General features: G+C 38.7%; 14 protein-coding genes. 10 read left to right on the forward strand and 4 right to left on the reverse strand.

Annotation, left to right across the window (positions count from 1 at the left end; all coding sequences use genetic code 11):
- On the forward strand, nucleotides 1–295 hold a 295-nt coding region (locus F3G70_RS07120), incomplete at its 5' end, for a zinc ribbon domain-containing protein (RefSeq protein WP_223166041.1).
- Nucleotides 296–379: 84 nt separating this feature from the next.
- Complete coding sequence (locus tag F3G70_RS07125; protein ID WP_188118114.1) at nucleotides 380–970, forward strand: C1 family peptidase; 591 nt, start codon at nucleotides 380–382, stop codon at nucleotides 968–970.
- 64 nt (nucleotides 971–1,034) lie between these two features.
- On the opposite strand, the gene F3G70_RS07130 is transcribed toward F3G70_RS07125, so the two are convergent.
- Complete coding sequence (locus F3G70_RS07130; protein WP_149732016.1) at nucleotides 1,035–1,751, reverse strand: hypothetical protein; 717 nt, start codon at nucleotides 1,749–1,751, stop codon at nucleotides 1,035–1,037.
- A 297-nt stretch (nucleotides 1,752–2,048) separates the two neighbouring features.
- Here F3G70_RS07130 and F3G70_RS07135 point away from each other — a divergent pair, with 297 nt between their 5' ends.
- The 4 genes from F3G70_RS07135 (at nucleotide 2,049) to F3G70_RS07150 (ending at nucleotide 7,358) form a co-directional block, all read left to right on the forward strand.
- Nucleotides 2,049–3,443: a carbon starvation CstA family protein gene (locus F3G70_RS07135; RefSeq protein ID WP_149732017.1), complete on the forward strand. Its 1,395-nt coding sequence runs from the start codon at nucleotides 2,049–2,051 to the stop codon at nucleotides 3,441–3,443.
- A 216-nt stretch (nucleotides 3,444–3,659) separates the two neighbouring features.
- Complete coding sequence (locus F3G70_RS07140) at nucleotides 3,660–4,778, forward strand: low temperature requirement protein A (RefSeq protein ID WP_149732018.1); 1,119 nt, start codon at nucleotides 3,660–3,662, stop codon at nucleotides 4,776–4,778.
- 286 nt (nucleotides 4,779–5,064) lie between these two features.
- Nucleotides 5,065–5,886, forward strand: a complete 822-nt coding sequence (locus tag F3G70_RS07145; protein WP_149732019.1) for a DUF2207 family protein — start codon at nucleotides 5,065–5,067, stop codon at nucleotides 5,884–5,886.
- Nucleotides 5,887–6,056: 170 nt separating this feature from the next.
- The gene (locus F3G70_RS07150; RefSeq protein ID WP_149732020.1) at nucleotides 6,057–7,358 is read left to right on the forward strand and encodes a prephenate dehydrogenase; all 1,302 of its coding nucleotides are present in this window, start codon (nucleotides 6,057–6,059) and stop codon (nucleotides 7,356–7,358) included.
- A gap of 74 nt (nucleotides 7,359–7,432) precedes the next feature.
- On the opposite strand, the gene budA is transcribed toward F3G70_RS07150, so the two are convergent.
- Nucleotides 7,433–8,236, reverse strand: a complete 804-nt coding sequence (budA, locus tag F3G70_RS07155) for an acetolactate decarboxylase (protein WP_149732021.1) — start codon at nucleotides 8,234–8,236, stop codon at nucleotides 7,433–7,435.
- A gap of 634 nt (nucleotides 8,237–8,870) precedes the next feature.
- Between budA and F3G70_RS07160 the strand changes: the two genes are divergently transcribed.
- From F3G70_RS07160 to F3G70_RS07170, 3 genes are all read left to right on the forward strand, one after another.
- Entirely contained in the window at nucleotides 8,871–9,188 is a 318-nt protein-coding gene (locus F3G70_RS07160) for a TfoX/Sxy family protein (RefSeq protein ID WP_149732022.1), read from the forward strand.
- Between the two features lie 89 nt (nucleotides 9,189–9,277).
- Nucleotides 9,278–9,733, forward strand: a complete 456-nt coding sequence (locus tag F3G70_RS07165; protein WP_149732023.1) for a flavodoxin — start codon at nucleotides 9,278–9,280, stop codon at nucleotides 9,731–9,733.
- A gap of 5 nt (nucleotides 9,734–9,738) precedes the next feature.
- Nucleotides 9,739–10,200, forward strand: a complete 462-nt coding sequence (locus F3G70_RS07170; protein ID WP_149732024.1) for a MarR family winged helix-turn-helix transcriptional regulator — start codon at nucleotides 9,739–9,741, stop codon at nucleotides 10,198–10,200.
- Nucleotides 10,201–10,433: 233 nt separating this feature from the next.
- On the opposite strand, the gene F3G70_RS07175 is transcribed toward F3G70_RS07170, so the two are convergent.
- Both F3G70_RS07175 and F3G70_RS07180 read right to left on the reverse strand, forming a co-directional pair.
- Nucleotides 10,434–12,278 (reverse strand): subtype A tannase, encoded by a 1,845-nt coding sequence (locus F3G70_RS07175; protein WP_149732025.1) that lies wholly within the window; start codon nucleotides 12,276–12,278, stop codon nucleotides 10,434–10,436.
- 342 nt (nucleotides 12,279–12,620) lie between these two features.
- Nucleotides 12,621–13,913, reverse strand: coding sequence for a prephenate dehydrogenase (locus F3G70_RS07180; RefSeq protein ID WP_149732026.1), 1,293 nt, complete (start codon nucleotides 13,911–13,913; stop codon nucleotides 12,621–12,623).
- 42 nt (nucleotides 13,914–13,955) lie between these two features.
- Between F3G70_RS07180 and F3G70_RS07185 the strand changes: the two genes are divergently transcribed.
- Nucleotides 13,956–15,017, forward strand: a complete 1,062-nt coding sequence (locus F3G70_RS07185; protein WP_149732027.1) for an mRNA surveillance protein pelota — start codon at nucleotides 13,956–13,958, stop codon at nucleotides 15,015–15,017.
- Nucleotides 15,018–15,050 lie beyond the last annotated feature (33 nt).

A 15,050-nucleotide genomic window follows, 5' to 3' on the forward strand; every position in this document is an offset into this window, starting at 1 on the left:
TATTAAAATCCTCATTGGAGGAGAGCAAAACATGATATTTCCTCTATCGAGATTCATACAAAGACTTAAAGATAAATTCCAACTCTACAAACCCGAAGCAGACGGTGTACAATTCACAAACGCAAAAAATACAAGCAAAACATGCCACCACTGCCAACACATCAATGAAGATTTGGATGTAAAAGAACGGGAATGGATGTGTCCGAAATGTGGAAAAATACTTGATAGGGATGTAAATGCCGCAATTAATATACTGAACCGTTGGTGCGACGGGGATAGCCTAGTTCAGACTTAATAGACTATTAAGCAAAAAAAAAATCTAGGAATCCCCGACCTCTAAAAGGTCGGGGAGGTTCAAGCCTATGATTGCGATTTGTCTGTGAATCAATCTTTATTTGAAAATAATACTGAAGCTATTCATGGCGTTTTCCTTGGAAAGTATAATTTGAATAATACATATGTTAATAATGATGACTGCTTAAATGATACGGACTTTGTGATTTATGTTTCAGGCGTCGGAGAAACAATAGAACTTAAAAAAGACTCCATTTTTTCAGAAATTCCTAAAAGATTTGATTTACGCGATTGGAATTGGGTAAGTGGTGTTAAAGATCAAGGCAAAATGAATTCTTGTTGGGCATTTTCATGCACTGGACCATTGGAATCCGCATTAATAAGAAGAACTGGTGTTGAATATGATTTTTCAGAAAATAATATTAAAAATAACATGTTAAAATATTCAAAATATGGAATCCAAGGATATCATGAAGGTGGAGATTACTTAACTGCCTTGCCGTATGTAGTCAGCTGGCTTGGAATGCTTAACTATTATGATGACGAATATGATGAAGTCGGAAAAATGTCTCCAATAATCAACAGTTCAGAAAATATTCATGTTTTTGATGCCGTTATCATACCTGCACGTGCCAATTCAACAGATAACACTAAATTGAACCTCCCCGACCTCTAAAAGGTCGGGGAGATTCAATAAACAACCCAATTCTTTTTAAAAACAAATAAATAATCTCCATTTTTCAGTAAATAGGTAGGTTATCAATGATTTCAACCAGTTTTCCTGCGGTTTCCATCTTTTGAGTCTTATTATCCTTTTGAGCGGTTTCAAACAGTATTACAATGTGATTGTCTTTGGAAATCGGCATCGTTACCCATTCCGGTGAAGTGCCCGCATTAATCGTAAATATCGGATAATCCATGTAATTGCTCATCCTGTAGGCGTACTCCATTTCCAAAGCGGACCTGTTGTCAAGAACGCCTATATATCTCTGCTCTTCCCAATAGTCTTCCATTTCATGAACGTCAACTACAATATATGGGTCATAGTTATCGATATCGGGAACTACATAATCGTGAGCCAGCAGTTCGCCCATGTGCCGGTTGGTATTGTAATCGCTTGTATTCTGTCCGCTGTCTTCAAAATTAAGTTTAATGAAGTATACGATGTACTTTCTGTTGAGACCGTCAGCTTTCGTAAGGTTCATTATCGTTTCATTTGTTGCGTTATGGATGCCGCCTTCAAGGCTGTGAACGCCCAAAATAACTATCGCAGTATCATTTGATGAGTTGTTGCCGCAAACTATCTTATAAACGGTACCGTTTGAGTTTTTTCCCAGTATTGTTGTGTATTCATCTAAAACTTCGACGCTTTCAGTTTCTATCGTATAAGTTGCTATTACTGCGGCAATAATTAATAGAACTGCCAGTACCAATAGAATCTTATTTACAGTTTTCATGTAATCATTTATATTTTTATAAATATGATATATAAAAATTTAAGCCAATTTGAATCTAGCTTTTAAAAGCTTAAATTAACATAATTAATGCATAAAAGTCCTTAATCTTTTTATTGGCCGTTATCATGTTGAATATTTTAATTCACGTCGATAATGTTCTTTGAAATCCTCTTAATTTATTGTTTTTTCCATTTATCCCACGTTAATTTGACCCATCGGCTGTTTAAACTTGCTTTTCAAAGCCCCTTCATATATAAATAAAAAATTTTTAATAAATCAAATAATAAAGTATATCTTATGTACAGTTTTGTCATTTGTTTTTTGGTTTTGGTTGCATCTTATTTTGTTTACGGCAAAATCGTTGAAAGGACGGCAGGTGTTGATGAAACCCGCGAAACGCCTGCCTATAGGCTGAAGGATGGGGTTGACTACATACCGATGTCTACAATCAAGAATTTCCTGGTTCATTTCCTGAACATTGCGGGCCTTGGGCCAATTTTTGGAGCAATACAGGGAGCGCTTTTTGGTCCGGCTGCATTCCTCTGGATCGTTTTAGGTACGATTTTCATCGGTGGAGTCCACGATTTCTTCTCTGGATTCATGTCCATGAGAGACGACGGATTCACGATGCCAGACATTGTTTCAAAGTATTTGGGTCACAATCTCGAGAAATACGTTGCGGTTCTCATGGTAGTCACCGGAATTCTCGTTTCAGCCACTTTTGCAAGGGGAGCTGCGGATTTGCTTTCAAACCTGACCAATATTCCAGTACTTATCTGCATAACCGTAATATTCATTTACTTTTTGATTGCAACCGTATTTCCAGTTGACAAAATTATCGGAAGGGCATATCCCGTTTTCGGAGTGTTATTGCTGGTTATGGCAATATTAATGACTGGTGGAGTAATAATAAATCCTGCATACAACATTCCCGAATTTACAACTCAGGGATTGTATCTCACCGACAAAAGCATTTTCCCATATATCTTCGTTACCATTGCATGCGGAGCGATTTCAGGCTTCCACGCATCACAGTCTCCGATTGTTGCACGCTGTATTGAAAACGAAAAGGATGCAAGGCCTGTATTTTACGGCGCAATGGTTCTTGAAGGTCTCGTTGCTCTGTGCTGGGCAGCCATTGCAATGGCGTTCTTCCACGGCCAGCCACAGCTTGCGGCAATTTACAGCGCAGCCCCTGCAGTGGCAGTCAATGAAATGGCAACGGCATTGGTAGGGCCAATTGGTATGGCCTTAACCATCATTGGAGTTGTTATATGTCCTATTACCTCTGGTGATACCGCACTTCGAAGCGCAAGAATAACGATAGCCGATGAGCTTAAAATCAAGAATGAGAAGGTTGTTTCCAGGCTAAAACTCGCTGTTCCTCTGTTTTTAATCGCCTTCGGTTTGACATTTGTTGATTTCAGTCTGATTTGGAGATATTTCGCATGGTCTCAGCTGATAGTGGCTACGATAGTACTTTTCTCAGCAACTGCTTATCTGATTAAAGAGAAAAGGCAGTACATCATTACTTTTGTACCTGCACTTGTGTGTACTTTGATTGCATTTGCGTATATCCTGCAGGCTCCGGAAGGCTTGAGATTGCCTTCAATGATTGCTAACGTAATTTCAGTCATTGCAACGATTGCCGTTGCTGCGTTCTTCGTAAAGAAATACAAACTGGAAACTTAGGCGTTGCAAATCAGATTTTCATTAATGCTGGCCATTATTGGGTGAAAACTTGATTTCGAAAGCCCTTGGTATATATATCCCTGCTTTTAACAGGTCCTTTGGGTGAAGACCTCGGCATTAATTTGAATTCCTGATTGATTATATTGAATGAAATCATTGGCTTTTAGTTTATATTGAAGCAACATTTAATTACACGCTAACTCCATATATCTTAATATGGAAGTAGTCAAAAAGCCGGTTCAGCTGATTGAATTGTTTTACGATTTGATATTCGTTTACGCAATTTCACAGTTAACGGGCTTAATTAATGAGCCGATTGGGGGAATAATACCTCCATATAACTTTTTTGCCTATTTAATCATCTGTTTTGTGATTCTTCAGGCCTGGCTCTATTTTACCAACTACGTCAATAGATACGGGCAGTGGAAGTCGTACGACTACATTCTGGTCTGCGTCAACATGATTGCAGCAATATTCATGGCAAACACCATTTCGCTTGACTGGGCTTCAATGTATTTCGCTTTTGATATTTCAATGCTTATAATGCTTTTAACGGTCGTAATACTCTATGCAATTCAGGCAAGAAAGGAAGAATCAATGAGCGGAGCCGCAGGCAACTCAATATCCATTCTAAGCGTTGTCTGTACGATTTATGTAATCGCAATATTGTGCCACATTTTCAGCTTTGAGGATTACGTTATCTGGATTAACGTGCTGGCTGTTTTAACGGGAGCATTTTTGCCGTTTTTCCTTAAGGGAAACTTCGACAAGAGCATAATCAATTTTCCCCATCTTGTTGAAAGGTTTGAGCTATTAACAATCATTACCTTTGGAGAAGCCGTTGTCGGCCTTACCCATTTCTTTGACGTTACAAACTTCAATTTTGTACCGATTCTAGTGTTTCTGATTGTAATTACCATGTTCGGCTCATATGTGGTTCAGATTCATCGGTTAATGCAGCACGACAGGATTGAAAGGTCATTAAGGCTGATGTTTAGCCATTATTTTATTATCATCAGCATTAACCTGGTAACGGTTGCGCTGGAGCTGATTCATTCGGGAGAGGTTAATTACTACTTTGTTAGCGTGTTAATGATTGTTTCATTAATCGTTTTCTACATATCAATTCTGGCAAACAGCCAATATTACCGCAAAAACGTTGAATTAACCAGAAAAGATCTCCTGTTAATGATAATCGTTACGGTTTGCGGAACGGCGGTCATTTTCATATTCATATCAAATCTCTACGCTTTTCTAATCGGAACCCTGATTATAACGTTTGCCAACTTTGAAATATTGCTTATAAAATATCTTAAGTGCTTGAATGCCGGGTAGAATTAATGCCGGCCATTAACGGGTGAAAACTTGATTTCGAAAACCCCTTGATATATCCCTGCCTTAAACAAAGCGTGACAGTTAAACCCTCGGCATTAATTTGAATCTTAGATTGATTATGTTGAAAGTTTCACTTTGGATTCAATATGCGTAAATGGAAATGTATTTTAAATGCAAGTTAGCACCTGCACTCGAAAAACTATTTATATTCTTGATAATAAACTAATTTTAAGTGTGATATAATATCATGCAATATTTACTGATTTAATCAAAAGAAGGTGGAAATATGTTAGGATTAGGCAATAAATTGGGATTAGGCAGCAAAGGTCAAATTAATGAAGATATTTGCATTCCGCCTAGTGATGATTCCTATCCTATGATATCCATGTTATATGCGAAAAATGACGAAATCGTAAACGCATTATCACTTACAGTACTGGATTTAATTAACAAGGATCAAATCAAATGCGACATTGATTTGGATGATTCATATGAAGTCGGAAAAGAGCTGACTCCTGAAGATATGGAAGTAATGAAAAAGATTACCCTTAGAATCGCAAACAAGGGTGAGCTGAAAACTTCCGAATCATTAGCAATCAAGCTGCTCAAGAACATGAACAAGAACAAGAAGAAATTCAACCTTAAGGCAATGGCAAAGCAGAGCAATATATCTGCAGTAGCCAATAAATTCGAAAATGACTTCGATGACTTCATCAACGCCGTTGACAAGGAAAACGGATACGACGGCAAGAATTATGGAGACGTTGTTGAAAACGGCAAATTTACTGACAAAGGAAAAGGGCTTAAAAATGAATGGATGAGCTATCAGAATTATTTGGCCTCGTCCAAGCTTACAGAAGAGCATCCTCCGCAATCCGATGATGAAAATTCAGCCCAAATCATTTACGCAGCATGCTTTGGCGTGGAAAGGGATGCATTGAAGATAAGGCAGAACAACACTCCTTTAACTGATTTCATTGATAAGGACGGTTATAAACTACTGAACATTATCTTCAACAACGCATTACGCAATGTAAGCGAAAAAAGAAGAGGAAACGGAATCTTTTATGGAGTAAATGATAAATACAGCATTCCTGGAGGAGCTTAATCCTCTTTTAAAATCTTGAATATTAACGCCAAATATTCAAAATCCATTCTTTTTTTAACTGATTTAAGCACCATATCAATTCTCGCCGGATAATTTCCGATTGTTATCTGAATTCATAGTTGAAATATTAAATAGAATAATGAGAAAATAATAATTAATGGAGGCAGAACATGGCCAATAGAAGGATGACGATAATCGGAGGTACCAGAGGTCTGGGAAAATGGATGGCAGAACACCTTAAAAATGATTTCACTATTACCATAACGAGCAGAAACGCTGAAAGCGGACAGAAAATTGCCGATGAATTGGACGTCGGCTACAGCAATGACAATATTAGGGCAGTAAAAGATGCAGAAATCATCGTATTCAGCGTTCCCATAGAAAACATGGCAGAAACGATTGCTCAGGTGGCTCCGCACGCTCCCGAAGGATCCCTTTTGATGGACGTTGCAAGCGTCAAGACGGAAGCCGCTGAAGCTTTGGAAAAATACGCACCGGAAAATGCGGAGATATTGCCGTGCCATCCGATGTTCGGTCCCCGCATTCCAACCCTTGAAAGGCAAATTATCGTGCTTACTCCAATCGAAAACAGGTCAGATAAATGGTTAGCTATCATAAAGGAATATTTAACCGAAAAAAACTGTGAAATCGTCATAACGACGCCTGAAGAGCATGACAAGTACATGAGCATCGTTCAGGGATTGACCCATTTCTCATTCATCAGTCTCGCTTCAACAATCAGAAAGCTTAACATCAACGTTAAAAGGTCAAGGTCATTTTCAAGTCCGGTTTACAGCCTGATGCTTGACATGGTAAGTAGAATCGTATATCAGAATCCTCACCTTTACTATTCCATTCAAAAAAACAATAAGGAAACCTCAAATGCAAGAAAAGCGCTGATAAAGGAGGGCATTTACCTGTCAAACCTCATTGAAGAGGGCGATGAGGAGGACTTCGTTAAAAGCATTGTCGAATCGGCCGAGCATCTCGACGAGCGTGAAGAGGCATTAATCAGATCTGATAGGGCAATAGGAATGCTTGCGCAAAAGGCGAGTGCATTAACTAAATCAATGGGAAAGGAAGTCGGCTTAAGGGAATTGCAATCCGACGAGATACATGTAGGCACAGTAAGGAAAGTCACTTCAAAATGCGTAATTATAGAAAACGGTGAAAAGGAAGAAATTTCCTTGAAGCTCTCCGGCGTGGACCTATTGTCGAAAAAGGAACTCTTTGAATGGAAAAGGGACAATCTTGAGCTGGAAAAATTCGAATTATCGGTCTCATTTTCCTCAAAATGCGATGAAAAATACCTTTTAAAAATGTTTAAAAGCATCGAACCAATCATTGACGCTGAAATAGTTGACGTTAATGGTGATAAAACAAGCTATACCTTCAGATACAGGCTGTTCGATAAAAAGGACAACGATTATGTCGAAAAGTATGTTGAAGGCATCGGTGCAATAATACTTTAAATATTTCAATCTAAAATCAGATATAAAAAGTTAAGGTCCCGGCATTAATTCAAATGCCGGTTAATTATTTTCGTTTATTTCTCTGCGCCTTTGATTTTACTGGTCATGTCTTCGGTAAAATTCAGGTCTGAGAACTTGTCCGTCGTTGGAAGAACCATGTTGAATTCATGGATTTCATCGATTTCGGCAGTTCCGTTTGTAATGTTGAGTCCCAATATGTGTCCGCCTTTGTCCTTGGCGTCATTGAGGAAATGGAAATGCCATCCTGCCATATTAATGTCTTTCATATGTTCAGGGAAATAGACTGCAACGATTGTTCCGCTTTGGTTGGTGTAATTGAATACCTTCTGGGACGTTTTGGCAACTTCGCTGAACTCCTTGTATGGCTGGTTCTGTTTTTCAACGCTTCTGACGGTTATGTTGTCGGCATAACATTTGATTTTAACCACATACATGTTGTTTTTGCCGAGCTTTTCGATTTCACCGTTAAGCTTGCTTGTCAAATCGTCAGTGCTGTTGGCTGAAATTCCTCCTAACTCGGCATCCTTGTCAAAATAGGTTATGGTTGCAAACGGTATTGTTTCATTGTTAGGCGCAACTTTAACGCTGCCGTCGGCTTTTGCCTGATAAATGACGCCGTCCAAGATAATCATCTCTCCGTTCACGCCTTCAAATGTTCCGAGCCCCACGTCTCCATTGTATTTCATTTCTCCAACGCTTACAACACCTTCATAGGCTCCCTTCATGAATGTCTGCATCGTAGAGACCTGATGCATGCTGTCATCATTCTTAATAAATACGTTACCGGCGCTGACCGCTGATATGGCCAGTAAACTAGCCAGTAATATTGAAATTAATATGATTTTCCTGTTTGTCAATTTTCTTCCTCCCTTGATTGAAATGTTTGTAGATTAACTTATATTAATTATACCGTTGGATATTGCGAAGTCTTTCAATCTCCAATCTCACGGATTTTCAGTCAGTTAAACGGCCGCTAAAAAACAGGAAATGATTATGATCTGTTTAAAAAAAGTTGAATGGGGATAAAAAAAGAGTGATGGACTCATAATTGAGTTATCACCTTTTTTTCGTGTTTTTTATTGACGAATCAACCTATTTTTGTGATTTTGTCTACGGGAGGTAAACTATGAAGTCATGGTTTAATCCGCCAATGTCGAAACTTGGAGGATGAGCGGATCTCGCCATTCTTTAATGATGGCAGAAATCATCTGCATCCTTTAACACTAAAATGGATTAATGTTGTGTGTAGTAATTTTTATTTATTTCAATATTTTTCTCGGGAGCGGGAAGTAATTCCCGTTTAATATATATTATAAGCCTGGTATATAAAGATTTTCGCATGCAAGCACTCACTTGCATCGTAAAATGCAAAAATACTTGATATTTATTCTTTATAATTAAAAATAATTAATTTAAACTAAAATATTTCAAATCGGACAAATATATTTAAATAATTTCATTCAAATTTATTAACAAAGGTGGGAATTGACAATGGCTTCAAGCAAGGAATATCTTGAATATGTGCTCGAGCAGCTCTCTGATTTGGAAGAGATAACATACAGGGCAATGATGGGCGAATACATCATTTACTTCAAAGGAAAGATTATTGGGGGCGTTTATGACGACCGTTTTCTCATAAAGCCGGTTAAGGCAGCTCGGGAGATGATGTGTGATGCGACCATGGAACTGCCGTATGAGGGCGCAAAGGAAATGATTCTGGTTGATAATATCGAAGATAAGGAATTTCTAAAGGAACTGATTGAATCAATGTATGATGAGCTTCCATCTCCAAGAAGAAGGCGCAAATAATTTGAAATTATCCAAATAATATTAATCGTTGCAAATGCAATAGTTGTAAATGCAACATTTATATATGATGAACTAATAATAGTTAATTCATGAAATCATTAGTAGTATATTATTCAAGGTCAAACATAACTAAAAAACTTGCAGAAAACATTGCCGCTAAAACCGGCGCAGACGTGGAAGAAATCGTACCTAAAGTCAATTATCAGGGTAAACTGGGATACGCCCGTGGAGGAAAGGATGCAATATCCTCAAAAGTAATCGATTTGGAAAGCTTGAAATACAATCCTGAAGATTATGATGTAGTATACCTCGGCTGTCCGGTATGGGCTTCAAGGCCGGCAACGCCGTTATATTCATACATGAAAAAGAATGAAGGCAAATTCACTAACGTAAAATTCTTCGTAACTGCCGGAGGATCAGGATTTGACTCCACTCTTGAACATATGGAAAAGGCATCAGTAAAGCCCCTTAAAACCCTGGCATTAACCACCAAGGAAGTAAAAAAAGACCTCTATGAAGATAAGCTCTCCTCATTTTTAGAATAGGTATCATGTCAGTCGAAGAATTAAGGGAAATTGATGCAACGACAATTCCCGTCGGAAAACTCCTTTATCTGATTGGAAAAGGCTACATCAACTACGTCAATCACCATATTTCAGAGTACGGTCTCAATTCGACGCAGCTCCACTTGCTCTTTGAAATATCACACGAATCCAACATTAACCAGGAAAGGATAGCCTCAAGATACAACCTCAACAAGGGTTCGGTTGCAAGATCCATCAAGAAACTCGAAGACAAGGGGCTGGTTAAAAGGCAAATCGATGAAAACAACAGAAGGCAGAACAAGCTATCCCTAACCGAAAGCGGCCAGGAATTAATTAACAAGACAATCAAGATTTTCCACGACTGGGAAGACTCAGTAATCATAGATGACGGATATGTGGAAAAGGAACTCCTGCAAAAGGAATTGAAAGAAATAGCTATTAGAACCATGGAATTGAATTTGCATTAATTACTGCCATTACCATTTGAAAAATCGATTTCAAAAAGGCTTTGATATATATCCCTGCCTCAAATCAGGCATGGTTGGTGAAAGCCCCGGCATTAATTCAAAATACAATCAATTAAATTAATGCTTAAAAATTTACTTTTCATTTGATTAACATCAACGTTAATTATTCGCCAGGCAATAACTATCGGTAAAAAAGAATATTAAAAGAGTAAAAAGAAATCAGTATTGATTTCTTAATTTAAACAATTGTTTACCCAATTTATAAAGTTTGCAGTTGAATCTCCACTTCTTTCGGCTTGAGTATGGCCTTGACCCCAAACAGTGGAAAATTCGACATTATCTTTACCGACTTTGCTTAAAACAGCCAAATAAAGATTTATATCAACACATTGTGAAGTATCTCCCTGTTCAATGCCTGTATTAATTCTCCAGTATTGGGCAACATCGGATGAACCGGCACCGTCATAATAATCGCATAAGTAATACATTGGATTATACATGTTTACGCGCGTTTCCATTGTGTTGTTCTGGGTGTCATTTTTCGCCAAATCCTCGTTGTATTCGCTTGCATAGCTTGGGGAGTAATCGTCATATTTGGAGTATTTTTCGCTGTTATTGCCTAGAAGTTCGGCTACTGTCTTATCGAAATGGGCTGAATCATTAGCATCAAGGCCGAATAATCCATTTTCTGCTTGTGAACGGTTTAAATCGTCAAATGCAGGAACAGATTTTGATGGATTTTTACAATGTTTCACAAAAGCTTCAAGGCTTTTGATTTTGGCAGTATTTGTGCTGGCATCATATTCAATCCATGTTTCATTGCCATTCAATGAATTGATATACTCCTGTGCCGTTTGGTAGCTTTCTGAATCACTTGATTGTGATGAGCTGTCTGGTGCTTCTCCTGTTGGCATGTTTCCTGAGTCTGTTGGTGCTTCTCCTGTTGGCATGTTTCCTGAGTCTGTTGGTGCTTCTCCTGTTGGCATGTTTCCTGAGTCTGTTGGTGCTTCTCCTGTTGGCATGCCACCCATATTTTCTCCTGAAGATGGGGTGTATGGGAAGGAAGTATCGTTTAGGAAATTATTCAATGATTCTTCAGTTGTTTTCAATAAATAATCATAATAAGACCCTGAAGTATAAATTCCATTGTCGCTTTTCTCTAGCGTTAATTTGTTTCCATTCGGATTTTTTAAGCCTAATTCATTAATGTATCCTGCATATTCGACTGCTAAATCATCACTTAAAGTACTGGTGAATGTATTTGAACCTCTAGCATATTGGCCCATATTCCATTCATATGCTTCGTCAGCATAATCAAGTGATGTTATAGGACACCAGCACATTGCTCCTGCAATTGCATTTGAAAGTCCGTTCCCATCTTTTCCAACCATCGCTGCACCAATACTTTCTAAATAAGGATTGTATAATTCACTGTTTCCTGAAGATCCCATTATTGCAGATTGGGCTCCCCCTCCGCTATGGCCAAAGGTAAATATTTTTTCTGTATTTCCCGGAAGCACATCACCGTTAAATCGGTAATAGGTTACAGCAGATTTTAAATCAGTCACTCCGTCAGGCGCTTCGGCATTGTCTCTTCCTCTACACCCGGCATCCAGATAGATAAATCCTGCATCAGTATAATCTTTCACTTCCCCTGCATTATAGCTTGTTGGAGCTTTGCATGATGAATAACCTGGCGTATTTACCGGCATCACAATCGGTGCTTCGGATGCTGTGTAGTTTCCAACTTTCCCGTCACTTTTTACAGTGCATGAGTATGTTCCATTTGCATTTTTGCTTGCTTGGAAGTATTTTCCGGGAACATAGATTCCACATGACTCATAGTTAATATCCTCTGGTTCTGAACAGTATACGAGTCCTATTTGATAGTAAATATCGTTTGTTTCATCGTAACTCCAGTTATTCATGTCTATTGATAATTTTTCGCTTAGCGCTGTTGCATTATATGAGATTCCATTGCCTGTCGGATGGGTATTGCTGCCTGTAAAAGCAAATATGCTTCCAATGGCTATTGCAAGAATCCCTATGATTATGATGGCTTTATAAATGTCTTTCATGGTTTCACCTCACTATTATTTCTATAAATAATGATAAATAAACATTTTTTTAAAAAACGGGGATTGTTGCTTAAGTTAATCTAATTTATACAAAAATAAACATTAATTATGGCTATTGTATGTAAATCTTATTGATTGGTAGCATTAATTACGGCCATTACCATTTGATAAATCGATTTCAAAAAGGCTTTGATATATATCCCTGCCTCAAATCCGGCATGGTTGGTGAAAGCCCGGGCATTAATTTAAAATACAATCAATTAAATTAATGCTTAAAAATTTACTTTTAATTTAATTAATGTTAACGTTGATTATTCGGTAGGCAATGAAATTAAATATAACTTACCTTAAAACTCCGCCGAATCCGGTTAGAATGCTCTTAACATTCTGGATGGCTTCGTTTGAAAGGGCGGTAACCTCGAATGTAAGGCTTTTAAAGCCCTCATCAATCTGCGGGCCCTGATAAATGTCGGTTAAAACGACTTCAATTACCTCATCAACCTTTTCCAGGGTTTCGACGATGACGTTTGGAATCACGCTTTCGCTGAAAACGCAGCTGATGGACTGCTTTTTCCACTCAATATTGTCCAGCTTCCACTGATAAAGCTCCTCATCGCTTAATACTTCAACATTAGCCACTCTCAGCTTTGTTCCGTTATCTAAAATCGCTGTTTTTCCGTTTACCCTTTCAAGAACTCCGACATGAACCTTGCCGGAATAGATGTGTTTCAGGGCAATTTCATGGCCGACTGATTCATTTAAGAGGCTGTATTCATGGCTTAATGCGGTAATCGCCTTGTCACTCATACCTAAAGCATTCTGAATGTCGCCCATGTTTTTAGTTGCGTTAATTGCTATTTCAACGAATTTTTCATCATCTTCTGAGTCAATGGCATCTCTGAGCTCATCAACAGCTTCGCTGAAGACTTTTCTGATTTTAGGGCCGTTATTGTTCATTGACTGGATGTAATAGGTAAGGTAAGGATTCTGAGATACGATACGCGCAATCATATCGATCATCAGATTGTAGATTGGACTTTCGTAGTCTTCGGTTTCGTTGATGTCTACTTTAAGCTTTTCCATCGCTGAAGCGGTTGAAATGAATGAAAAGTGGGTGAGAACCTGGACGATGCTCATCATGTAGTCATGATGCTCGGCGGTGGTTTCTATTACCCTCATGTTCTTGCTTTCAAGATAATCATGAACTCTCTTGTACCATTCGCCCTTTTTGGTCGGCGTCAGGACAATAATCTGGTTGTCGAGCTCCGTTGTCCTCGGACCGAAAACGGGGTGTGTCGGAATGTATTCCACGTTTTCAGGTAGGCTTTCCTCCATTGCCCTTAACGGCTCTTCCTTGATTGAGGTAACGTCCACCATTACGGAACCCTTTCTCATGAAGGGACCGACTTCGCGGATAACGGACACCGTGTTGTTAATCGGCACGGATATCACCAGCATGTCGCTCATGGCGGCCAGTTGGGTGTTCGATTCAACGTAGTCAACGTTCATTTCCTCTGCAACCTTACGGCCTTTAATGTGGTCCCTTGCACTTATCGCAACATCAAATTCGTCCCTAAAATAGTAAATGAGGGTTTTTCCCAAACCGTCACTTCCCCCTATTATTCCAATCTTCATATTAATAACTTTAATAAACATTACATATATAATATTAATACAATGAAAATCATAAAGCAAGATACAAAAGAAGGAATTATGGAAGTCGTTCCCGAAACGCTGGACGATTTGTGGCATTTGTCCCATATCGTGGAAGTTACGGACAACGTTTCATCAAAAACAACCCGTCGTATTCAGGACAATACGGGAGATAAGTTAAGAAGCGACAGGGGTGTTAAAAAGACATTTTATCTGGGAATTGACGTTGAAAGCATTTCCTTTCATTTATTCACGGGCAAACTGAGGCTGACCGGAGTCATTACGAGAGGCCCTGAGGACCTCATTCCTTTAGGTTCCCACCACACATTGGAAGTGAAGCTGAACACTCCATTAAAGATTAAAAAGGTTAAATGGCCGAACTGGGCATTGAAAAGACTAAAGCAGGCAATTGACGCTTCCAAAAAATTATCCGCAATCATAGTGGTCATAGAGGACGATACCGCAACATTAGGTTTGATGAGACAGTTCGGAATCGAATATTATGGTCCAATCAAGGGAAACATTTCCGGAAAGAGGATTTTGGACAAGAACAGAAACAAGAACATCGTCAAGTTCTATGAAACGATCGTTGATTCAATAAACAAGTTCGAATCGATTCAAAGCATTATCCTTGCGGGACCGGGCTTTTACAAAAACGATTTCTACGATTATCTAAAGGACAAACATAAGGATTTGGCCGCCAAATCAATCATTGAAAATACCGGAACCGGAGGAAGGGTCGGAATTCATGAAGTGCTCAAAAAAGGAACGGTTGAAAAGCTTACCGTTGAAAACAGGGTTGCAAGCGAAATGGCAGCCGTTAATAACCTTCTTGAGGAAATCGCCCGGAATTCATCAAAAGTTGCATATGGTATTAAGGAGTGCAGCGAAGCCATCAATATTGGGGCCGTTGAAAAACTGCTGATACTTGACAAGATGGTCGCAACCAACAATCTGGGCCAGCAGATGGACATGGTTGAGAACATGAAGGGGGAAGTCATGGTTATAAGCAGCGAGCATGATGGCGGAAAGCAGCTGGAAAGTTTGGGCGGTATTGCGGCTATTTTAAGATACAGCCTATCATAGATTATATATAGGATTATAATTATAACTTATAAG

The sequence above is a fragment of the Methanobrevibacter millerae genome, assembly GCF_900103415.1.
Classification (GTDB): domain Archaea; phylum Methanobacteriota; class Methanobacteria; order Methanobacteriales; family Methanobacteriaceae; genus Methanocatella; species Methanocatella millerae.